Source organism: Kaistella faecalis (assembly GCF_019195395.1).
Lineage (GTDB): Bacteria > Bacteroidota > Bacteroidia > Flavobacteriales > Weeksellaceae > Kaistella > Kaistella faecalis.
Window position 1 is genome coordinate 530460 of record NZ_CP078067.1, and the last position, 23626, is coordinate 554085.

Genomic DNA, 23626 nt, shown 5'->3' on the forward strand with positions numbered 1-23626 from the left:
AAGTAAACGTAATTACAAAAATATTGGAGTCACAGCAGTACAATCGAAAATATTTTAAGATGAAAAATAATGGTTCTTTAACCTTAGCATTAAGAAACAATGTTGATCGATATGATGAACATATTGAGAAATATAAAGGATTCCTCCCCTTTATATTATTGTTTCCAACAATAATAGGTGGTATATGGCAAATTTTAGAATTAGCTTTGATTGATCCAGCATTCATTCGATTTTTTTCAATTTCTCAAATGATACCTGATGGTCTTTTAATATTGGCAATCTTTGGATTGATAATATTAAGCTTTATTATAACAAATATTTTTTTTAAGTTTAGAAATGTAACCTCGATTGATAATTTAGAAGAGTTTTCTTGGTGGAATCTAGTACGGGGTATTATTCTAATGACTTCTTCTGTTACCCTAATACTCGCCACATTTTGGAGAACAGATATTTTTCATGGCGAGGTGGCCAATAAGAGATTTTTAATTATTTTGACTTTACTCTGTTTTGCGATTTTTATTTCTCCTTTTTTTTTACGAGGACTTTTCATGTTTAGCTGGAACATCTATAATTATAAAAACGACAAAATAAGAAGTGGGAGTATAAATGCACTACCACTTCAAGAAACAAATCTTTCTAAGGTCGCCAGCATTACATCAAAATTCGTGGTAGGTATAGGAATGGTTTTTATCTTAGTTTTAACAATCGCTTCACTTTTTTTTATAAGGCTAACATTGGTTCTACCTAAAAGAGTGGAAAATTTTAAAAACATTACTGAAAAAGTAAAAATAGATTATGGGACTAAGCAAGTTATAAACATTCGCTATCTCAATGACAAATACATTTTTATCGAGTTAGTTGAACACAATGACAATGTTAGTAATGGGAAGTTACCTCCTAATATTTTAATATATAAAAATGAAGATATATTGTTTAAATAGTTTGTATTAATTATAGTTTGACAGTGTATTTCTATTAGCAAATATCTGTTAGTATACTCCCCGCCACACCAGAAATACCCAACTGTTAATAGTAAACGTTAAACATGTTAATCTTAAAATAGAAATTATGAAAATATCGAAAGTTTCAATTACCACTTTTAGACACTTGAGCAATCTTAGTTTTAATTTGGGAAGTACAATAACAGTTATAGCGGGTGGAAATGGAACTGGAAAAACCTCACTATTGGGGTTGATAGGGCATGTTTTTAAATTTGGTAATACTTCTCACAATTTATTTAATAGCAGATTTGAAACTAAGTATTCATCTGTATTCCGTTTTTCAAGTCAACACGATGCTGGTAATTCCTATCAATATAAAATTATATTTACCGATCGTACAGAAAAAGAAGCCCAATTGAGAGAAACTAACGAAAATGGAAGAATTAGGCATCGAATAGATGTGGGAGGAAGAGTTAGGCACGGTGGAAAAATAATGAAACCCGTTATTTTTTTAAGTTTAAAAAGGCTTATACCACTTGCTCAAGAAAATGAAAGAAATATTAGAATGGGAGTACAAACATTAACTCCTGCGTTAGCCACAGAATATAGTGAACTTTATAATGAAATATTTTCTGCAACCGAAACTATAAGCCCAGTACACACTATTTCAAATAATAAAAATTCATTTTCTCCAACTACGAATAATTTTGACGCACACGGAATTTCTGCTGGTCAAGATAATATTGGGCAAATAATATTAGCTTTACTTTCCTTTAAACAACTAAAACAGAATGATCCAAATTATGTTGATGGACTTTTATTAAGTGATGAACTTGATGCTACGCTTTATCCAGCATCTCAAAAAAATTTGTTGAAAGTAATGCTCAGGATAGGTAGAGAATCAGATGTACAAATCGTTTTCACAACCCATTCATCGGATTTATTAAATTTCTTATCCTCAAGGAATGGTTCTCAATTTAAACATCATACAAATTTTGTTAGTTTAACAAATTCTTTGGGTACTGTAACGGCGACTCAAGGCTTTCAAGAATTAAATATTTTATTAGCTGATTTGAATCATGAAGCGTTAAGAACGATTAGGCCGAGAAAGGTAAACTTCTATTTCGAAGATTATGAGGCATGTTGTTTCTTTAAAGGTATTGTAGATGGAATCGATTTCGGTTGTGAAAATTCATATAAAAATCTAAGTTTAAGTTGCGGGACATATAAGACACTAATAGATAAAGGCTTTGAAGAGTTTTTTAAAAGTGTTGTTGTTCTTGATGGAGATTTTAAATCAGGCTTCAATCAGACCCAGCCAAATAATGTAATCTTTTTACCTGGAATAGTTCGGCCCGAGAATATAGTTCGAGATTTTCTACAAAGTCTTCCAGAAAGTGATTTATTTTGGGACAACACGTTCAGATATACTAAACGTGTTTTTCTCGATAGCATAAATGGCGTAGCAGACAATAGAGATACTATGAAAAGATGGTTTAATTCTGAAATCGAATTTTGGGGCGAAGATGCATCATTATTATTCCTGAGATGGAAGGAATTAAATCCTGTTGAAACACAAGAGGTAATAACAAGAACAAGTGAAATTATAACTCGCATAGTTGACAATTTTTATGAGTTAGCAACCGAAAGCTAAAACACACCGCTGCTATCCATGCTGCGCATTCTATGACAAAGCCCCGCTGCGCATAATTATATGACAAAAAGCAAATAAAAACTGTTAAGATTTAGGCTGCAAATCTATAAGTGTCAATATAGGGAGTTGCTCTGTTGACTACCTAAAAAACCTTGTTGCCGCACGAAATCCAGTGATCCAAAATTATTAAATGTCCAAATAATCAATATGAAATCAACAAACTTTCCTGTCTTCAACGTTCTTTTACTATTAGTGATTGGCTATCTAGTTTACGATAACATTAAATTAAGAGAAGAAGTGCGCTTAAATCAAAGATTACTTGAAGAATGTGTTAATGATGTAAATTTTCGTAATAACTATAAGAAGTTTCAAACTGAATTTATGAATGAGACAGTTAAAAGGATTAAGAAGGGCATAGAAGAAAAATAAAGCCCCCCCGCTGCCGCGCGAATCCCTTCGCGTGGGCACAATAATATCAGTATAATTTTCTACTTTTAGGTAAATCATAGTTGAAAATGAGTCGAAACTATAAATTCCATAATCCTTAAGGTCTTTATTTTATCAGCGTCGCAGTAGTGGGCTGTCAGAAGTCGGCACAAAGTTATTAATTTATGTAATTGATTATGAACGCGAGTTTTCGGAGGAAGCACAAAAATGCATCGAAAAATTAAGATATTGAATGGTAGAAAAACACATTATGGATGATACAAGAAAATTAGAGAAAGAATTTAACCGGATAAAGAAATCTACATTTCTAACGTTACAACAATTAGGCGTACCGACAGTTGAACTTGAAAATGATTTTATCAATTCAAATATAGAGGCTGGCAATGTTAGAGCATTAAGAGACTTTATATGGTATCAATTCAACAAACACCTGCAGAGAGAAGCCAAGGACTCCGATTTACAGTCACGAATTTATTATGCAATGGCAATGTTCCGATTTAATTATGAAGAAGGAAAAGACGTTGACAGACTTAAACAGCAGTCTATTGATGCAAAAAAAACACATTACAAAATATCACAAACAGGCACAGGGGTGGTTATGGATGCTAAAATTTATAATTCGATCAAAAATTGTTGCCCTGAATGTACAGCAGACGATGGAAAAGCTTTTAATTTAGACGAATTTTTGGATAGCGACAGATTACCACATAAAAATTGCACTTGTGAAGGTTTTGGTTGTGGTTGTAGTTTTGGCGTGGTGGCAAGGAGAGATGAAAATGGTCTATTAATTTTTATCGAAAATGACACCAAGCCGACCACATCGAATAAACCACTAAAGACAAAATCAACTTCAACAATGTTGCAAAATGAAGGTGCGAAAAGCATTTTAAGCATTTTTAATGTCTTCAAAAAGAAGCGATAAATTCACCCCCCACCGCTACCGCAAATTCTTTCTCGTATTTGCACTAATATTTACTATCTAACGCTTAATTTGAAAGTGGTTAAAATGTTTGCTAGGGAGAAAAAATAAATCATAAATTATGGATGATATAACCAAGACTTTTCATTTTCAATCCGAAAATGTAGAATTGCATTTACATATAAAGAAAAGTTTATTTAAAGGGAGATTAAAAATGTTTATTGAGGGTAATCTTATAACCTCAGATAAAGAATTACAGATTGACCGATCTAGTAATGGAACATCAAATGATACGTCACTCGTTTATAAGAATAAGGTCATGTTTTGGATGAGTTCCAATAAATGGAAAGGGTTGAGATGGGCTAATTATAGCAACGAAACGAAATTTTCAACATATAATAGTGTGAAAGAGATGAAAGAGAAATATATACATGAACGGGAATTTATAACGCCTATTTCAGAATATTTTTATGATTGCATGAAAAATTATAAAAGAATTAGGCTGCTTTATGAAACGTCGATTGATGACATCATTTCTGATGATGAATAACCCTGCTGCGCATTCTATGATAAAAAGCAAATAAAAACTGTTAAGATTTAGGCTGCAAATTTATAAGTGTCAATATAGTGAATTCCCCTCCGCTCCGCAAATTCTGACATCACCTGCTCTTCAATTTCCGGACTTTGTGCTTTCGAAAAGATTTCTATCTTTGGTAAAAACCACCAGATCATGATCAACAACTTTGAGAATGCCCAGCACGATATGAGAACAGGTTATGGCTACGGCGCTTCGGGTGTCTTCAGCTCGGGACTGGTCTGGCTCTGTGCCGCTGCTGCCGTGCTACGGTATGAGGTGAATACAGGAATCTGGACTTTAATTATCGGCGGCATGATGATCTTTCCGCTTTCTATGCTGATTGGCAAACTGGCGGGAATATCCGGCAGTCACACCAATGGGAATCCGCTTGGCAGGTCGGCCATGGAAGGGACGGTGTGGATGATTATGAGTATCCCGCTGGCTTACGGTCTTTCAATGGTAAAACCGGAATGGTTCTTCCAGGGAATGTTGCTCATTATTGGCGGACGTTATCTTACTTTTTCGAGTCTGTACGGGATGCGTGCTTATTGGCTTCTGGGCGGTCTGCTCGCCGTTGCTGCCTGGGTGCTTTTTGCGTTACAGGCCGGTGCGTTCTACTCTGCCTTAGCCGGTGCGGTGACTGAAATTATTTTTGGGACTGTGCTTTTTGGGCTTTTCAGGAAAAGCAGGAGCAGCAGCACTGATGCGGTGACGGATGCTTAAAGTGAAGCGTACCGCTGTTATCAACTTTTTACGCTGTTGATTTACCATTTAATAAACATACAACGATGAAAAAATTACTGATTTTAGGGATGACGGTCTTTGGGACCGTAGCTTTTTACGCCCAGGAGGGTGATAAAGTTTATGAAGATTCATACCGTTATTACTATCGCCGGATCACGAATGAATATCCGCCAAGTATACCCTCAAACACGAGTTGCTGGCAGTCGCAGGGCAGCAGCAGCAAATGTTTTGAAGAGGGTAAAAGAGCCGGAACCTATGCAGCACAGCAATATATGGCAGATAAAGTAAAAAACAACGGAACGGAGCCGGCCAAAAAGAAAACAGAAGCCAGATAAAAATTCATACTTTATCACAGTCTACAGCACAGATTCGGGTAGCTTAGGATAATCCGGGCTTTGGAAACTAAGAACGATTGCATTTTATAAAATAAATTTTAAAAAAAATTACGTCATCTGTAGAGAAATTCGGTTTTATTAATATATTTGATCTATAAAACCTGAATATGAAAACATTTTTCTCCTTTCTTTTCTTTCTTTCTTTTACAGTATTCCAGTCTCAGCTAAAAAAAGTAGAGGTCGTGGACTTTTATAACTGGACCGCCAATGACGGTGTGCATTACCAGTTCATCATGGCTGGTGAAGAACCTACAGGCCTTAATGTAGAACAGCCGGCGGTGGTACGGGTACGCTATTCTATGGACGGCGGAGTTTCTTATAAAATCGTGGAATATGATGCCACACTGAGATTCATGACCGATAAAAACAATTCTGAAAATCTTGTGGCTTACCTTAATGGCGGCGAGACTGCAAGATTCATTGAGAAAGCTACCGGCTACGTTCCGGATAACTTTATCCTTTATTACACGAAAACCGGTAGTTTTTTAAAAGGCTTTCAGGCAGATCACACGGCAATGGCAGAAAGCGAAGTGGAATATGCGAAAGTCTTTATAACTCCCAGCGCTACCGGCGACCAGATACGGAACCTCATCCGCCTGTACTATAAATCTACCGACCCGCTTTACCGCGATCTTATGGTTTACGCGGCGCAGTTTGACTGAGGACAGAACCACACTTTATCACGCTGTCCCGCGCGTTTTGGGTTAAGCCTCGACCACAAACGTCACATAAGTTTTATGCTGATACTGTATAAGAAGCCCTGTGTCCTCCGTAAAAACCGCTGTGCCCTCTGTGGTTAAAACAACCACAAAAGTCACAAAAGTTTATGCTCATGCTGTAAAAGAATCCCTGTGTCCGCCGTAAAAACCGCTGTGCCCTCTGTGGTTAAAACAACCACAAAAGTCACAAAAGTTTATGCTCATGCTGTAAAAGAATCCCTGTGTCCGCCGTAAAAACCTCCGTCCCCGCCGTGGTTCAAAGAAGTTGATTATAATTCTGTTTAGAAGCACACAGAAGTTGTCAGCAACACAATCTTTGTGACCTTTGTGAGCGCTTCGTGTTCTTTGTGGTTAAACCTCAACCACAAAAGTCAAACAAACTAAATGTTAAGACTGTAAAAAAAAGTACACATAATGGCTGACGGCTGATTCCTAATCCGCATTGAGATAATCTCTGGTGTACTTTTGGTTACATTCAGATCACCAGAATTTACGGTCGCTATAATTCCTTTACCCTCATGCTCCGCAAGTTAAAAGAACAGGTCAGAAAACTGAAACAGGAAACCGTTCCTATCTACCACGCCCTGTTCGACAGACGCACGCCACTGGCTGCAAAGATCCTGGCCGGTGTTACCGTCGCCTATCTGCTGAGTCCCATCGATCTGATTCCGGATTTCATTCCGGGCCTGGGCCTGCTGGATGACCTCCTTCTGGTGCCCCTGCTCATCAAAGCCACGTTACGCCTCATCCCAAAATACGTTATCGACGATATTAAAGCGAAGATCGACAGCAAAGAAAAACTCCCGGCGAAGTGGTATTATGCACTTCCCGTAGTGCTGCTGTATGGCTATCTGCTTTTTCTGCTCTTTGGCTACTCCCGGAAATGGTTTGACTGATGAAAATAGTAGTACAGCCAGTGAGTTAATTGCCCTTTCAGCTTTAAAATCCATCAGGTCTGATGGTGATCATGATGATTTTTTTGATGGTTCTGTAACAAAAAAATAACGCACGCTACCAATCGCAAAACAAAACTAAAAACTAATAACCATTTTATTTCCATGAAAAACAGACTTCTCACTGCCCTATGCATTGTCCTTGCGCAGTTATTCTTCGCGCAAACCTTTTCTAAGAACACACCCACCTCCACTCCATTTTTCACTGAAGCTTCCGACGGCACCAAACTTTTCACCAAAGTTTCCGGAACCGGCGACCTTTGCATTTATGTACACGGTGGTCCCGGCATGTGGAGCGAATCCTTCGAAAACCTTAAAGGCAAAAACCTGGAAAGCCACCTCAAAATGGTATATTACGACCAGCGCGGCAGCGGACGTTCCGGAGCTTCAGTAACCAATGATTATTCCGTAAACCGTATGGTGGAGGATATTGAAGACCTGCGCAAAAAACTGGGCGCAGACCAAGTCTATCTAATGTCGCACTCTTTCGGGGGCATTATCGCGACAGGTTATGCGGCGAAATACGGCCAGCACCTGAAAGGCTTGATACTGGTCAACAGCACGCTTTACCTTAACGATTCTGTCATGAGCCAGGTTGCATATGCCAATAAACTTACGGGCAGCAAAATCGAAATTAAAGACGGTCAGTATATGCCGGCACTTGGCGAAGCGATGGGCAAACTGAATGAGAAAGGTCTGATGTATAAACTCCTTACCGACAGCCATCCGAATATGGATGCGGTGAATGCTATCGATGCAAAAAGACCTGAGGAGAATGGCTTCCGGAACAACGTATGGAACATCGGTGAATATTATGATGATTTTACCAAACTTACACCGGATATAAAAGTTCCCGTTCTGGTCATTAGCGGAACTCAGGATCACGCAGTAGGTCCGCAGCACTATAAACTGTTTAAATTCCCTAAACAGAAAGTCGTACAGATCAGGGGCGGACATTTGCTGTATTACGAAAACAGTGATGAGTTTATCAAAAGTGTTTTTTCATTTATCAGGAAAGAACGCTAACTTTGAACGGATCTGATAAACCAGATCATTAAAGAGATCAAATGAAAATGAAAAGAGCAGTTATATTTTTGATACTGATGGTTATGGGCATAGCGGTATACAGAGCATTTTTCAGTACAGACCGATATACCGCGCTGAACCAGCAGGTTAGCAACTGCGACGGCTGCACTGTTAAAAATGAAGAAACCGCTGTTGATATCGCTGAAGAAATTCTGTTTGAAACATACGGCCAATCCCGGATAAAGGATCAAAGACCCTATGAAGTCAGGCTGCTGGGAAATAAAGTATGGTCACTTAAAGGCACTTTAAATAATAGCACGGTAGAAAAGTTAGTCTCCGGCGGAATGCCTGCATTCGGAGGAACATTTGAGATTGATATTGATCCCCGGGACGGAAAGATTTTAAAAATAATCCATTACAAATAGTTTCATAAACAGTCCACTCACATGTCCGAAGGTGATTGATCATCACAAATAGTAAAGATTTATCGACAACCGTACTAAAAAGTGCGGTTATTTTTATGAATAAGCGGCTTTAAGTCCTAAATATTTATAAATTTACGGGTTTAACCAACCTTTGAAAACTTCAATTCATGATCAGGAAATTACTCTCTGCATTTTCTCTGGGGATTTTTGTGGCAGGCGCGGCACAGGTCGGCTACTGGCCCAATGACACCAAGGGAAAAGACCGCAGCCTCTATGCCGTTAAAAACATCACCCTTTATCAGGATTACAGAACAAAAGTCGAAAACGCCGTACTGGTCTTTCAGGAAGGCAAAGTAGTGGCTTCAGGCAAAGTGAACATCCCAAAAAACGCGGTGGTGATCGATGGCCGTGGGGCATTTGTTTATCCTTCTTTTATCGATCCCTATGCCACTATCGGTGTTGAAAAAGCCAAACGCAGCGAATACAATCCGGGCAGCACTTATCTGCCTACAGATGCGACTTCCGCGGCTTATAACGATGCGGTAAAAGCGGATACACGGGCGGTAAGCACTTTTACGAACCAGGGTAAGGATTTTCAGGATTATCTGAACCAGGGTTTCGGCTCGGTGCTGAGTTTTAATGAAGACGGAATCGTGCGCGGTTCTGCAGTGCTCATCGGTTTGGGCGAAGGCATTTCCTCCGAAAAAGTAATTAAAGAAGATGCTGGTTTTCTGCTTTCCCTGAACAAAGGAAGTTCCCGACAGGCCTACCCTTCTTCACTCGTGGGATCGGTGGCGCTGCTCCGCCAGCTTTATCTGGATGCAGACTGGTATTCAAAAGGCGGCCACCTCGAAAATAAAAACACCAATCTGGAAGCCTTCAACCGCTACCGCAAACTGCCGACCATTATTGAAACTTCAGAAAAATGGGATGTTCTAAGAGCTGATGCCATTGGTGATGAAGCTGCGACGCAGTTTGTATTCGTAGGTTCAGGCAACGAATACCAGAGAGCCAAAGAAATGAAAGCGACCAACGGAACCTTCATTCTTCCGCTCGAATATCCGAAACCGTTCCAGAGCCAGGACCTCATGAATGTGGAAGACCTGGATGTCGCGGACCTTAAGCACTGGGAACTGGCGCCCTACAACGCGGTGTGTATGGCGAAAGAAAAAGTGCCTTTTGCGCTGACCATGTTTAAACTTAAGGATAAAAACTCCTTCCTTGATAAACTCAGAGACCTGAATAAAAAAGGGCTTTCCAAAGAAGAAATCCTGCAGTCGCTCACCGAAAAGCCGGCACAGATCCTTCAGGTAAGTTCGCTCGGAAATCTTAATAAAGGTTCTATGGCGAATTTCATCATTGTTTCTGATGACCTTTTTATGAAGGAGTCGGTGATTTATGAGAACTGGGTTTCCGGTAAGCAGAATATCATCAACCGCATGCCCGATACCGATGTGCGCGGCGATTATCAGGTGCAGCTTAATAACCAGACCTATGATTTGAAGATCAAAGGAAAAATCACAAAGCCCGAAGCGGAAATTACCCAAAACGATAAGAAAGGTAAAGTAAAACTCGCCGTAGCGGATTATAAAATGGCGATGGAAGTAAAACTGCCGAACGATTCGCTGCAGAATTACCGGGTAATGCTCCCGCTTACCGATTATAAAAACAGAACAGGAATCGCCATTGATAAAGACGGCAGAAACATTCCGTTTACGATTAAATACGTAAAGGCTTTCGAACCTGAACTTAAAAAAGATGAAAAGGCCAAAAGCGATGAACCCGGAAAAATCTGGTATCCGTTTTCTGCTTTCGGTGCGGAACAGTTGGCTTCGCAGCAGGATTATCTGATTAAGAACGCAACGGTGTGGACCAACAATGCTAAAGGCATCGTAAAAAATGCCGATGTAAAGGTTTCCAAAGGGAAAATCGTACAGGTAGGACCCGGACTTTCTGCCGGAAACGCTACCGTTATTGACGGAAGCAACCTTCACCTGACCAGCGGCATCATCGATGAGCACACGCATATCGGGCTTGCACGCGGCGTAAACGAATCCGGAAGTAATAACTCCGGCGAAGTGCGCATGAGCGACGCCATCGATCCTGATGATGTAAATTTCTACCGTCAGCTCGCGGGCGGGGTTACTTCTGCTCAGCAGCTTCATGGTTCGGCCAATCCGATTGGCGGACAGGCCTCAATGGTCAAATTCAAATGGGGCGAAGATCCTAAAGACATGATGTTCCCGGGCGCAAAACCCTACATTAAATTCGCTTTGGGGGAAAATGTGAAGCAGAGCAATTGGGGCAATAACCCAAACCGTTTCCCGCAATCGCGTGGCGGTGTGGAGCAGGCGTTTGACTTCTGGTTTACCCGTGCACTGGAATATGAAAAGGAAAAAAGCACCAATAAAAACTACCGCAAAGACCTCCGGTTGGAAACCATGCTTGAGATCCTCAAAAGCAACCGTTTCATTACCTGTCACTCCTATGTGCAGAGTGAAATCAATATGCTCATGGATGTAGCTGACCGTTTCGATTTCCGGGTGCAGACCTTTACCCACATTCTTGAAGGCTATAAAGTAGCCGACAAAATGAAAAAGCACGGCGCCAATGCCTCTACGTTCTCCGACTGGTGGGCATACAAGGAAGAAGTGCGGGAAGCCATTCCTTACAACGCGGCGCTTTTGCTGCAGGCGGGTGTAAATGTCGCGATCAATTCTGATGACGCGGAAATGGCAAGAAGGCTGAATCAGGAAGCGGGTAAAGCCGTGAAGTACGGAAATGTTCCTCAGGAAGACGCCTGGAAAATGGTAACGCTCAATCCTGCGAAGATGCTGCAGATCGATCATAAAGTGGGAAGCATTGAGCCGGGGAAAGATGCTGATCTGGTACTCTGGACGGATAATCCTTTAAGTATTTATGCGACGGTGGATAAAACTTTTGTCGACGGAACCCTTTATTTTGACGCAGCGCAGCAGCAGCGAAAAGACCAGATGGTAAAAGACGAGAAAAACAGGATCATCCAAAAGATGCTCTTCTCTGAAGATACCGGAAAAGGCAACACCCAAAGTGCTGAAAAGAAACAGCGCGTTCTCTACCACTGCGACACTTTGGAAGGCGAAGAACATGAGTCCCACTCCCATTAATCCCCAATCAAGAACATGAAAAAATCAATATTTACCATACTTTCTTTTACGCTTTGTATTTCGGGAATGGTTTCTGCCCAGAGGCCGGCACCGGCACCGAAGCAGACGGTTCCTGTAGCGATTACGGGTGCGACTTTGCATACCGCGACAGGAAGCGTTGTTCCCAATGCCTCCATTATTTTCGATAAAGGAAAAATAACCGGCATCAACACACCGGTACCTGCGAACGCGAAAGTCATTAACGCCACAGGAAAGCACGTCTATCCCGGCTTTATCCTCGTCAACAATTCGCTTGGTCTGGTGGAAGTTTCCGCCACCAAAGCAACCGTAGATTTCGTGGAATCCAACGGTTTTGTACCGGAAATCCGGACTTTAATTGCTTTCAATACCGACAGTCACGTGATTCCCACCGTTCGGACGAATGGAGTGCTGCTCGCGCAGCCTGTGTTGGGCAACGGAATTTTAAAGGGAACTTCCTCTGTAATGAACCTCGACGGCTGGAACTGGCAGGATGCCGTGGTGTCCACTGATAATGTTTTACATCTTTCATGGCCGGAACTCCGTAAATCAACGGATGAAAAGAGAAATAAGGAATTTAAGGAGCGCCGTGACGCCAACATTACCGAACTGAAAACGCTTTTTGCCAGAGCTAAAGCCTATCAGCCCAAAACCGGTATCAAAGATTATAAACTGGAAGCCATTGCGCCGGTGCTGACCGGAGAAAAAATACTCTTCGCACAGGTTTCTGGAGCCAATGACGCACTGGAAGTCATTAAATTCGCGCAGGATTATGGGGTAAAGAAAACCGTACTTCTGGGAGATGCAGGTCTGGAAAGCGTGCTGGATGAAATCAAGCGAAGCGGATTCCCGCTGATTATTACGAATCCACACTCTTTACCGCCTAACGAATCGATGTCGCCGCGCTTGCCTTATGAATTCGCAAAAAAGGTAGCGGACAAAGGCATTCTCCACGGTCTGGATTACAGCGCCAGAAAAGATTTTTCCGATTCCCGCAATCTGCCATTCCTGGCAGGAACCACCGCTGCTTACGGTCTCGACAGGGAAAAAGCCCTTCAAAGTATAACGCTGAACCTGGCGAAAATGCTGGGTATCGACAAAGAGTACGGCAGTCTGGAAGTGGGTAAAAGCGCTACGCTGTTTATTTCTGATGGCGACGCGCTGGACCAGCTGACCAATAATGTCACTGAAGCCTTTATCGACGGCCGACAGATCGACCTCAACAACCAGCAGAAGGAACTGTATAAACGGTATAAAGAAAAATATTCCGTTGCGGAATAATAATCTTAAAACATACCACCGTCCTCTTACTTTGCCAAAGTTTTAGTCAGCATGAAAATCACTTTGGCAAAGTTTATAAGAAACAATGTTCGTTAAAGCACGATCAGCCCTCCGGCAAAGCGCTCATTCTGTGAAAAGCTCATTTAAAAAGGGGATTTCTTTTGGCATCAATAGCGTCGGGCTTCAGCCCTTACTTTAAAATGCAGCACTCATATCACTTTAGTCAAAACGAAAATCCTCTTACTTTGCCAAAGTTTTAGTCAGCACGAAAATCACCGCGGCAAAGTTTTTAAGCTAAGCGGTATAAAGAAAAATTCCGGAGCGGCGTGATAAAAATTAAACTCCATCATTCTTAAATAATATCATGAATAGCAGCGGGCTTTAGCCCGTTGATTTCTTTTAGTCGTATTGCTGACTTTAGTCAAAATCTAAAATTTTCTCCTGCCTATCAATAGAATCAGGCTTCAGCCCTTACTTTAAAATGCAGCACTCATATCACTTTAGTCTAAACTAGAATCCTCTTACTTTGCCAAAGTTTTAGTCAGCATGAAAATCACTTTGGCAAAGTTTATAAGATAAGCCGGATAAAGAAAAATTCCGGAGCGGCGTGATAAAAATTAAACTCCATCATTCTTAAATAATATCATGAATAGCAGCGGGCTTTAGCCCGTTGATTTCTTTTAGTCGTATTGCTGACTTTAGTCAAAATCTAAAATTTTCTCCTGCCTATCAATAGAATCAGGCTTCAGCTCTTACTTTAAAATGCAGCACTCATATGACTTTAGTCAAAACGAAAATCCTCTTACTTTGCCAAAGTTTTAGTCAGCACGAAAATCACCGCGGCAAAGTTTTTAAGATAAGCGGTATAAAGAAAAATTCCGGAGCGGCGTGATAAAAATTAAACTCCATCATTCTTAAATAATATCATGAATAGCAGCGGGCTTTAGCCCGTTGATTTCTTTTAGACGTATTGCTGACTTTAGTCAAAATCTAAAATTTTCTCCTGCCTATCAATAGAATCAGGCTTCAGCCCTTACTTTAAAATGCAGCACTCATATGACTTTAGTCAAAACGAAAATCCTCTTACTTTGCCAAAGTTTTAGTCAGCATGAAAATCACTTTGGCAAAGTTGATAAGATAAGCCGGATAAAGAAAATACTCAGCATAGGAATAATAGTTTTTAACTTTTCAGACGCTGTCAAAGTCCAGGATTTTGACAGCGTTCTTTTTTAATCAGTGACAACGTTTAAATTAAAAATGAGTACAACATTCCACGTCTGGCATAATTTTTTATTAGTGTTTCATAACTTACTGAAAATGATTATGAAAAGCAAGATCCTTATCCTCGACAATAAAATATATTCCCTCTCTAAAATTTCCAATTTTCTAAAGCAGAAAAAGTTTGAGGTGGTGAAGCCTACCGAAACCCAAAGTGTGTTCAATATCTGTTCAAAAGCTGATCTCGACGCCGTAATTATCGATTTAAGACTGTTTGGTGAAAAATCGAACATTTTCATTCAGAACCTGAAAGAGAATGTGCTGCCTGAAAATGTGAAACTCATCACGATTTCCGACCGCACCTCTACCCACCAGATATTCGACAGAATCGCTACAGATGCCTGATTAATAGTATTAAAAAAAACGGTTCATTCTGCTTAAATTTTCTTTCCCCATCAGTATTGCAGTATTCATTGAGAACCAGTATTTTAGCGGCTTCAAAAATCGTTTCAATTCCTCTCATGAAAATAAAACATTTCCCCCTTATACTGGTATTTTTTTTCAGTTCACTTGTAACTGCGCAGTCCGCTTCAGTCTATACCGTTTTCCGGTTGCCGGAATACAACCTCCTTTTCGTTCAGTCTCACCTCAGCAGAGTGAGTGAAAACGCTACCGACGAAGAAGTGGATGCTTTTCTGGAAGCATCTCTTCAGGATATGATTTCGGCTCTCAGCGACGCAGATAAATCAGCTCTTGGTTCTACCACAGAAGCTGACCGTACTAAACTGGAAAAGATGTTGCTGAAAAATTTTGATCTTATGGAATTCGAGACGCATGAGGTTGCCAAAAAAGAAAGGACCCGCTATACCAACGTTTATCAAGACTTGGGCTATACTGTTTATACTTTCCCGGCTAAAACCATTGCCTTACAGAATATTTCCCATACCAGTGCTTTAAATGATTTTCCTCTCTATTCCACAAATACGGTCGCGAAGTTAAAAGAATCAGGGAAGAAAAATTTTCTTGCTCAACTTTCATTTCTTCAACTGAAGGTTAATTATGCCGACTGGCGCGAAGATAAATTAAGTGATTACAAAAAGCGTGGTTTGCAGGAAATGACGGGACAACTCCCTTTTGCTTTGAAAGACCATGATTATTATGGAAAAACCGATGATAAAACGGGGGTTCAGATGATTTATGAACTTGGCTATCTTCCTAAAGCCAACGGCAGAGGAAGAGTTTATGAGGAGAGTTTCATGCTGGGAATGCGCCCTCAAACTGCAGCTTCAGGTACTCCCGAGGAACAGATGCGGGAACTAATGGGCACCTATGAGAACCTCAAAAAACTTATTATTAAAGAAGCTGGACAAAATACAGACAGTCTCATCGGCGCCGACGCACCTTATTCAGAAGAAAATTTAAAACATGCGGTTGAATTTATGAATGCTCTGGCAGCGGGCAAACTTCGGTACGCGACCTACTGGAGTTCGGTGGGTAAAACGTCGGAATTTAAACCTTCCATTACATTAGAGTTGCATCCATCTAAAATGGTAAAGGTGAAAGTGTTTCAAAACGAACCAGCAGAATAACGGCCGGATTTTTTAAATCTTTATGCTAACACCGGTTGACATTTTTCTTTTGATTGAATATCCTTAATTCTCCCTATTTTAGCGGTCTTAAAAATCTCCTATGACCGCCACCGGCTTTATTCAAAAATCCCTACCACTTTCAGACAAAAATATCAGTGCAACCCTGAAACTTCTGGGCGAAGACTGTACCATCCCTTTTATTTCCCGATACCGCAAAGATGCCACGGGAAACCTCGACGAAGTTCAGATTGAGCAGATCGCCAAACTCAATGCCCAGTTTGAGGAAATTATTAAAAGGAAAGAAAGCATCCTTAAATCCATTGAGGAACAGAACGCGCTGACCCCTGAACTGAAACAGCGGATTGAAACAAGTTTCGACCTTCAGGAACTGGAAGATCTGTATCTGCCTTTCAGGAAAAGAAGAAAAACCAAAGCCGACACCGCGAAAGAAAAAGGTCTGGAACCTTTGGCCAGAATCATTATGAGCCAGAAAGCGAATGACCTTCAGTTCCTTGCTTCAAAATACCTGAATGATGAGGTGACTTCTTTGGAAGACGCGCTTCAGGGCGCCAGAGACATTATGGCGGAATGGATTAATGAAAACGGCTACGTCCGCAAAAACCTCAGACGGTTATTCCAGCGGAAGGCATTGATTTCGTCCAAGGTGGTAAAAGCCAAAAAAGAAGAGGAAGCCGCACAGAAATTCTCCCAGTACTTTGACTGGGAAGAAAGCCTGAACAGAATTCCGTCGCACCGTCTTTTAGCGATGCTAAGAGCGGAAGCTGAAGGTTTTGTTAAAACCAAAATTGATGTCGACAAAGATGAAGCGCTCGACCTTATCGAAAACGCCATCCTGAAATCCAATAACGAATGTACAGATCAGATTGCAATTGCAGTCGCGGACAGTTATAAAAGATTGCTTGAACCCGCAATTTCCAACGAAACTTTGCAGGAAGCGAAACAGAAGGCAGACGAAAAAGCAATCGGCATCTTTTCTGAAAACCTCAGACAGCTGCTCCTCGCGCCGCCTTTGGGCGAAAAACGGATTCTTGCCATCGATCCCGGTTACCGAAGCGGCTGTAAGGTGGTCTGTCTGGATGAAAAAGGCGACCTCCTGCACAACGAAACGATCTACCCTCACGCGCCGCAAAACGAGAGCGGAATGGCGATGAAGAAGATCCGCTCCATGGTGAACGCTTATAATATTCAGGCGATCTCGATTGGAAACGGGACGGCAAGCCGGGAAACAGAGTTCTTTATAAAGAAAATAGCTTTCGATACGCCGCCTCAGGTTTTTGTCGTGTCCGAAGCCGGCGCGTCGGTGTATTCAGCAAGCAAAATTGCGAGGGATGAATTTCCATCTTTCGATGTCACGGTTCGCGGAGCCATTTCGATTGGCAGAAGACTTTCTGATCCATTGGCAGAACTCGTAAAGATCGATGCGAAATCAATCGGAGTCGGACAGTATCAGCACGATGTAGACCAGACCCAGCTGAAAAACGAACTGGATACTACCGTAATGAAATGCGTAAATTCTGTCGGAATCAATCTGAATACGGCAAGCAAATCGCTGTTGAGTTATGTCTCGGGAATCGGGGAAAAGATGGCAGAGAATATTGTGAATTACCGTGCAGAAAACGGAGCTTTTGAAGACAGAAAACAACTGAAAAAAGTTCCGAGACTGGGAGAAAAGGCTTTTCAGCAGGCCGCAGCTTTTGTGAGAATTGCCAACAGCAAAAACCCGCTGGACAATTCAGCGGTTCACCCGGAAGCCTACCCTGTCGTTGAGAAAATGGCAAAAGACTTAGGCATTAAAACCATCGACCTCATCGCTGATAAAGAAAAAATTGCATTGATCAGTCCTGAAAAATATGTAACCGAAACAATCGGTATTTTGGGGATTAAAGATATCCTGAAAGAACTGGAAAAACCCGGTTTGGATCCGAGGAAAGCGGCTAAAGTCTTTGAGTTTGACCCGAGCGTTAAAAGCATTAAAGATTTAAAAACCGGAATGATTCTGCCCGGCATCGTCAACAACATCACGGCGTTCGGCTGTTTTGTGGATCTCGGGATCAAGGAAAGCGGACTGGTGCATATTTCCCAGCTGAAAGACGGTTTTGTTTCCGATGTGAATGAAGTGGTGAAACTGCATCAGCACGTTCAGGTAAGGGTGACCGAAGTGGATGAGGCCAGAAAAAGGGTGCAGCTGAGTATGATACTCTAGATTTCAGGATGATTTTTCATATATTTATAAAACTTTCCTCCTTTTAAATGTTCAATGAAACTTCTGATTTACGCTTTTTTAATCTGCTTCATATTGGGCTGCTCGCAAAAAAGCCGGAAGAACCTGGACGATCAGTCGGTGTGGACGGTTTCGAGGCACGATGATCCCGAGAATAAGAACTTCAGAAAGATTAAAGTAAGATTTCACACTAACGGCTATGCCTACGAAGAAAACACAATCTTAAAATATCCCTACCACGTTTTTCACTTGCGCAACACTTTTGAATTTAACCGCAAACTCTACAGAATCCTGGAATGGACAGATAAAGAAATTGTGCTGCAGAACAGCGCTACTGATATTGTCATCATGTTGCGCCGGGAATAAGGCACTCTTTTGGCTATAAAATGCCAAACGGTTATTTCATGAAAAATATGCTTACAATCGACTGGTCCGCTATTGTCCTGGGAAGTGAAGAGTGGTCCTTTTTGCCGGAGGTGGCGCTTCGGACCCTCATCATGTTTATCATCATCATTACCGGCCTGCGGTTTATGGGAAAGCGCGGGGTGAAACAGCTGTCGGTAGTGGAACTTGTTGTTATTATCGGTTTGGGATCAGCCGCGGGCGATCCGATGTTCTACAAAGAGGTGGGGATCGTATTCTCGCTGCTTGTCTTCCTCATTATTATCTTGTTATATGCCGGACTGACCTATATCGTAGGGAAATCTAAAAAAGCGGAGGATATGCTGGAAGGTAAACCGCTGTGCCTGATTCAGGACGGTGTTTTTGTATTGGAAAACTTTAAAAAAGAAAATCTCGGAAGTGACGAATTCTTTGCAGAACTCAGGTTGAAAGGTATTTCTCACCTCGGCCAGGTGGAGACCGCAATTGAAGAGACTTCAGGCGAATTAAGCGTCTTTTATTATGCAGACGAAAACATCAGACCCGGACTTTCTGTAATGCCTGATTCCTTGAACAGACCTGTTAAAAATATTGAGACACCGGGTTGTTACTCCTGTACATTCTGCGGTTATACAGAAAACAAAGCTGTAGGTAATGCCGGTTGCTGCCCGCGCTGTAAAAGAGAGGACTGGGTGGAAGCCATCAATAAGAAAAGAATCAGTTAAAATGGGGTTGAACAAAAAGTTCCGGCATGAAAATCATCCGGAACTTTAGGACTGAGTTTAAATATTTTACTTTTGAAGTTTTTCCAGTAAAAGTTCTGCCACTTTTTCAGACGATGCAGGGTTCTGTCCCGTAATGAGCAGACCATCTTCCAGGGCGTAAGGTTCAAAATCACCTGCTTTGGAATAAATCCCGCCGTTCTGTTTCAGCATATCTTCTACCAGAAAAGGAACTACTTCGGTAAGCTGTACAAGATCTTCTTCACTGTTCGCAAACCCTGTTACCTTTTTACCTTTAACCAAAGGTTGACCCTCTTGGTTTTTCACATTTTTCAGCGCTGCAGGAGCGTGGCAAACCAACGCTACCGGTTTCTGAAGACCATAAAAAGTTTCTATCAGCGTTGCGGAATCCTCACTTTCTGCAAGGTCCCAAAGCGGTCCGTGACCTCCCGGATAAAATACGGCATCGTAATCCTGGGCAGAAATATCTGCCAGAGGAATCGTTCTGCTCAGTTTTTCCTGAAGTGCCTCATCAGCTTTGAAACGGATGGTGGCTTCAGTCTGGTTTTCTGGTTTATCACTGCTGGGATCGATCGGCGGCTGTCCTCCCGCAGGAGAAGCAAGGGTTACTTCGACCCCTTTATCAGTCAGATAATAATAGGGGCTTGCAAATTCTTCAATCCAGAAACCGGTTTTTTTTCCAGTGTTTCCCAGTTTGTCATGGGAAGTTAATACAAACAGTACGTGCATTGCTTTTGTTTTTTTAGTTACTTTAGTCAGTAAAAGAATGCGGGATATTTTCATCCGTAACAGGTGAAATCGCAACATTTTTACTGCTGTTTCACGTCAACATCTGTTCCAATTGGTGTGCAGCATCATTGAAACAATGAATAACGCAAATAGGCTGGCGAAAGGACCTCATCTTTTATGAAATTTAATCGAACCTGCTTTTTCACCGCTACTCCATCGGCTCGGATACCCACGGCGGAAGGAACACTGTTTGATAAACGGAAAAAAAAAGTGCGACCGATTCCTGAACGAAGTCAACAGCTGTGCCTGAGGCTCTCGAAGGTGGTGCCTGAGGCTCTCGAAGGCCAGCACTCATTTTATTTTGAAATACCCCTGTTGTATGGGAGTAAGATAAGTAACCACTTTTCGGCAAAAAACTTCTTTTATTTTTTCCCTGAAAAAATACGGTTGCATCTGGTGCAGACCAAATCATTCCAAAAATGTTACTTCATTGCAATACAGTCAGCAGGAGCTTTTGGACTTAATTAAGGATTTTATAAACAGTTAAAGGACTTTAAATATATACTTTGAAGATTAAATAGAAAACTTGAAAGTACCTGAAAGAATTGGCAGTATAAACTGATTGATATAATTTTTAGACATTTATTTTTAATATCTTTGATTCTATTGCTTTTAAGCTTTTTACAGGTATTTCAGAAAGACAGAATTATGAAAGACATCAAAACACTTATAAACAAAATAGTAAAATTTCGGGACGAAAGAGATTGGGGACAGTTTCATAATTCTAAAGATTTGGCGCTTGCACTTTCTGTGGAAGCCTCGGAGCTTCTTGAATTATTTCTTTGGAAAAAAAATGAAGACTTCAATGTAGACAAGCTAAAAGATGAATTAGCTGATGTGCTGATGTATGCATTGTTATTAGCGGATAAAAACAATCTGGATATTCATCAGATTGTGTTGGATAAGATTAAGAAAAATGCTGAAAAATATCCTGTCGATAAAGCTAAAGGGAATGCAACCAAATACAACGAACTGTAGTCTCAATTATCTTACTAATGAGTTTTAACATTAAACAATACTCTTTCGACACTGATCTGGAATCTGCCATACTTGAAAATCACCGTGAATTTCTCAATTGGCCACTTGTTTACTTTTTAGAAGAAGAAAAAAGTAAGGAAGCTTATGTCGGTGAAACGACTGACGTTCTCACCAGATTAAAAGCCCATTCTAAATCAGAGAGAAAAAAGAACTTAAGCAGTGTCAATTTGATTCTGAGTGAAATGTTTAATAAATCTGCGACTTTGGATGTTGAATCCAATCTTATCAGATATATTGCTGCAGACGGGATTTATTCCCTCCAAAATGGGAATCTGGGAATATCAAATCACCAGTACTACCAACAAAAGGAGACCTACTGGGAATTATTCAAAGATATCTGGGGTGAATTGAGAAGCATGGGAATTGCCAGACATTCCCTCGACTATATTGATAACTCTGATCTTTTTAAATATTCTCCTTACAAATCACTTTCTAAAGAACAGATTAACGGACTGAAAACAATTTTGATCTGTCTCTTAGATGAGCAGGCGAAAGTCAGTTTAATTCAGGGTGGAGCAGGTACCGGTAAATCGATTCTTGCCATTTTCCTTTTTAAGCTTTTAAAAACAGATTTAAATGACTTTAATTATTCAGATTTTGATGAGGAGGATGAAGAGCTGTTTAGGCTTTTAGAAAGTGTGAAAGCTAAATATGGAGATCTGAATATGGCTCTGGTCATACCGATGGCATCATTCCGTAAAACCATCTCTAATGTTTTTAAGAATATCAAGGGCCTGTCTCATAAGATGGTGATCGGACCTTCCGAAATAACCAGGCAAAAATATGATTTGCTTATTGTTGATGAGGGCCACCGTCTCAGAAGGAGGGTGAACCTCGGTTCTTATTTCGGAACTTTTGATAAAAATTGTGAGCTGTTAGGGTTAGATAAAATGACTTCCTCTGAATTGGATTGGATTCAGCTACAAAGTGAAAAATCCATTATTTTTTACGACCAGTTTCAATCCATCAAACCATCTGATGCCAGTCCGGAGAGTTTCTACGCTTTAAAACAACTGCCAAGTACACGCAATGAAAAGTTAATTACACAATTCAGGGTAAAGGGAGGAAATCAATATGTAAAGTTGGTTCATCAAATGTTTGATAAAGCAGACCTGACCGAACAAAATCAACAGAATACTGGATTTTATGATCTAAAATTGTTTGATGATTTAAATCAAATGGTTGAACAAATTCATGTAAAGGAAAATCAGAGAGGATTATCAAGAATGGTCGCAGGGTTTGCATGGGAATGGATTTCAAAAAATGATCGGTCAAAATTTGATATCGTAATTGGTGATACCGCATTACAATGGAACAGTATTGTAACAGATTGGGTGAATTCTCCAAATGCAATCAATGAGGTAGGTTGTATTCATACCACACAAGGTTATGATCTGAATTACACGGGAGTCATAATCGGACCGGAGCTGGATTATGATTTTACAACCAACGAATTAGTGGTCTATAAAGAAAATTATAAGGATAAAAACGGTAAAAACTCAATAAAAGATACTAAGGTTTTATTGGATTATGTCATTAATATTTACAAAACCATATTACTTAGAGGCATTGAAGGCACCTACATTTATGTGTGCAATCCAAATTTGAGGAAATACTTCGCACAGGTGATTCCGTCATTTAAGAATTCTAAAGATGAGGTGATGGCTTACGCTATCGTTGATACTCCTAATGAATTTACGGTTCCTTATTATGATCTTGAAATTGCAGCCGGACAGTTTTCCGACTTGCAGACGGTAGCAGAAGTAAAATATATAGAATTAAAAAACATGACCAATCATCCTGACTATTTTGTCTGTAGAGTAATGGGTGAATCGATGAACAAAGTCATTCCGAACAGAAGCCTGTGTTTATTCAAAAAATATTCAGCAGGCAGTAGAAACGGGTTGATCACCTTGGTTGAAGGTGCTGATATCTTCGACAGTGAAACGGGTGCAAACTACACCATAAAGGAATATACCAGTAAAAAGACCATTGATGAGGAAGGGTGGCATCATGAAGAAATTTCTTTAAAACCTTTATCTACTCAATCTTTTGAAGCTATTTCTTTACGAGATGAGGAGACGATGAATTTTAAGGTGATTGGGGTGTTTGAGAAAGTGTTATAAACTAAAGTTAGACAAAAAACAAAAAAACATTTTGAGTCCAAAACCACTAGTACAGATAAAGAAAAACATTAGATGGTTTATAAACTTTTTGGGTGGAGTAAGGGGGAGAACGAGATTGTGGAAAAGATAAAAATTAAATTGAAATAAAACCAAAACTCACGCAACTGCAAAGTTTGTTGTTGTCGCGGTTGGCGGTTGGGGAGGAAGTGAGTGCTTAAAATAAAGAAAACTAAAACTAATATCTATAAAAACGTA

At 40.6% G+C, this 23626-nt stretch carries 21 protein-coding genes; 19 read left to right on the plus strand and 2 right to left on the minus strand.

Features of this window, described 5'->3' with window-relative positions; translation table 11 throughout:
- Positions 1-59 precede the first annotated feature (59 nt).
- The 4 genes from KTV93_RS02545 (at position 60) to KTV93_RS02560 (ending at position 4511) form a co-directional block, all read left to right on the plus strand.
- Positions 60-941 (plus strand): hypothetical protein, encoded by an 882-nt coding sequence (locus KTV93_RS02545; protein WP_218249766.1) that lies wholly within the window; start codon positions 60-62, stop codon positions 939-941.
- 127 nt (positions 942-1068) lie between these two features.
- A complete protein-coding gene (locus KTV93_RS02550) occupies positions 1069-2595 on the plus strand; it encodes an AAA family ATPase (protein WP_218249767.1) in 1527 nt (508 codons plus the stop codon).
- 679 nt (positions 2596-3274) lie between these two features.
- Positions 3275-3964 (plus strand): hypothetical protein, encoded by a 690-nt coding sequence (locus KTV93_RS02555; RefSeq protein WP_218249768.1) that lies wholly within the window; start codon positions 3275-3277, stop codon positions 3962-3964.
- A gap of 118 nt (positions 3965-4082) precedes the next feature.
- Positions 4083-4511 (plus strand): hypothetical protein, encoded by a 429-nt coding sequence (locus tag KTV93_RS02560; RefSeq protein ID WP_218249769.1) that lies wholly within the window; start codon positions 4083-4085, stop codon positions 4509-4511.
- A gap of 47 nt (positions 4512-4558) precedes the next feature.
- Here the strand turns inward: KTV93_RS02560 and KTV93_RS12455 are convergent, their stop codons facing one another.
- On the minus strand, positions 4559-4693 hold the full coding sequence (locus KTV93_RS12455; protein WP_256118872.1) for a hypothetical protein: 135 nt from the start codon (positions 4691-4693) through the stop codon (positions 4559-4561).
- Here KTV93_RS12455 and KTV93_RS02565 point away from each other — a divergent pair.
- The 13 genes from KTV93_RS02565 (at position 4692) to KTV93_RS02625 (ending at position 19400) form a co-directional block, all read left to right on the plus strand.
- Positions 4692-5261, plus strand: coding sequence for a DUF7010 family protein (locus KTV93_RS02565; RefSeq protein ID WP_218249770.1), 570 nt, complete (start codon positions 4692-4694; stop codon positions 5259-5261). The two genes, KTV93_RS12455 and KTV93_RS02565, sit on opposite strands and share 2 nt — an antisense overlap.
- 65 nt (positions 5262-5326) lie before the next feature.
- Positions 5327-5617, plus strand: coding sequence for a hypothetical protein (locus KTV93_RS02570; protein ID WP_218249771.1), 291 nt, complete (start codon positions 5327-5329; stop codon positions 5615-5617).
- A 167-nt stretch (positions 5618-5784) separates the two neighbouring features.
- Complete coding sequence (locus KTV93_RS02575) at positions 5785-6339, plus strand: hypothetical protein (RefSeq protein ID WP_218249772.1); 555 nt, start codon at positions 5785-5787, stop codon at positions 6337-6339.
- 575 nt (positions 6340-6914) lie between these two features.
- Positions 6915-7292 (plus strand): YkvA family protein, encoded by a 378-nt coding sequence (locus tag KTV93_RS02580; RefSeq protein ID WP_218249773.1) that lies wholly within the window; start codon positions 6915-6917, stop codon positions 7290-7292.
- A 162-nt stretch (positions 7293-7454) separates the two neighbouring features.
- The gene (locus KTV93_RS02585; RefSeq protein WP_218249774.1) at positions 7455-8375 is read left to right on the plus strand and encodes an alpha/beta fold hydrolase; all 921 of its coding nucleotides are present in this window, start codon (positions 7455-7457) and stop codon (positions 8373-8375) included.
- A 47-nt stretch (positions 8376-8422) separates the two neighbouring features.
- A complete protein-coding gene (locus tag KTV93_RS02590; protein WP_218249775.1) occupies positions 8423-8800 on the plus strand; it encodes a YbbC/YhhH family protein in 378 nt (125 codons plus the stop codon).
- Between the two features lie 167 nt (positions 8801-8967).
- Positions 8968-11946 (plus strand): amidohydrolase family protein, encoded by a 2979-nt coding sequence (locus KTV93_RS02595; RefSeq protein ID WP_218249776.1) that lies wholly within the window; start codon positions 8968-8970, stop codon positions 11944-11946.
- A gap of 15 nt (positions 11947-11961) precedes the next feature.
- Entirely contained in the window at positions 11962-13245 is a 1284-nt protein-coding gene (locus tag KTV93_RS02600; RefSeq protein WP_218249777.1) for an amidohydrolase family protein, read from the plus strand.
- Between the two features lie 1323 nt (positions 13246-14568).
- Positions 14569-14868 carry a hypothetical protein gene (locus KTV93_RS02605; RefSeq protein ID WP_218249778.1) on the plus strand — a complete coding sequence of 100 codons (300 nt, stop codon included), beginning with the start codon at positions 14569-14571 and terminating at the stop codon, positions 14866-14868.
- Positions 14869-14984: 116 nt separating this feature from the next.
- A complete protein-coding gene (locus KTV93_RS02610; protein ID WP_218249779.1) occupies positions 14985-16052 on the plus strand; it encodes a hypothetical protein in 1068 nt (355 codons plus the stop codon).
- Between the two features lie 100 nt (positions 16053-16152).
- Positions 16153-18276: a Tex family protein gene (locus tag KTV93_RS02615; RefSeq protein WP_218249780.1), complete on the plus strand. Its 2124-nt coding sequence runs from the start codon at positions 16153-16155 to the stop codon at positions 18274-18276.
- A 54-nt stretch (positions 18277-18330) separates the two neighbouring features.
- A complete protein-coding gene (locus KTV93_RS02620) occupies positions 18331-18660 on the plus strand; it encodes a hypothetical protein (protein WP_218249781.1) in 330 nt (109 codons plus the stop codon).
- A gap of 38 nt (positions 18661-18698) precedes the next feature.
- Positions 18699-19400 carry a DUF421 domain-containing protein gene (locus KTV93_RS02625; RefSeq protein WP_230259182.1) on the plus strand — a complete coding sequence of 234 codons (702 nt, stop codon included), beginning with the start codon at positions 18699-18701 and terminating at the stop codon, positions 19398-19400.
- Between the two features lie 66 nt (positions 19401-19466).
- Here KTV93_RS02625 and KTV93_RS02630 read toward each other — a convergent pair whose 3' ends face one another.
- The gene (locus tag KTV93_RS02630; RefSeq protein ID WP_230259183.1) at positions 19467-20201 is read right to left on the minus strand and encodes a type 1 glutamine amidotransferase domain-containing protein; all 735 of its coding nucleotides are present in this window, start codon (positions 20199-20201) and stop codon (positions 19467-19469) included.
- A 654-nt stretch (positions 20202-20855) separates the two neighbouring features.
- On the opposite strand from KTV93_RS02630, the gene KTV93_RS02635 reads away from it, so the two are divergent.
- On the plus strand, positions 20856-21185 hold the full coding sequence (locus tag KTV93_RS02635) for a nucleotide pyrophosphohydrolase (RefSeq protein WP_218249784.1): 330 nt from the start codon (positions 20856-20858) through the stop codon (positions 21183-21185).
- A gap of 17 nt (positions 21186-21202) precedes the next feature.
- Complete coding sequence (locus tag KTV93_RS02640) at positions 21203-23371, plus strand: DUF2075 domain-containing protein (protein ID WP_218249785.1); 2169 nt, start codon at positions 21203-21205, stop codon at positions 23369-23371.
- Positions 23372-23626 lie beyond the last annotated feature (255 nt).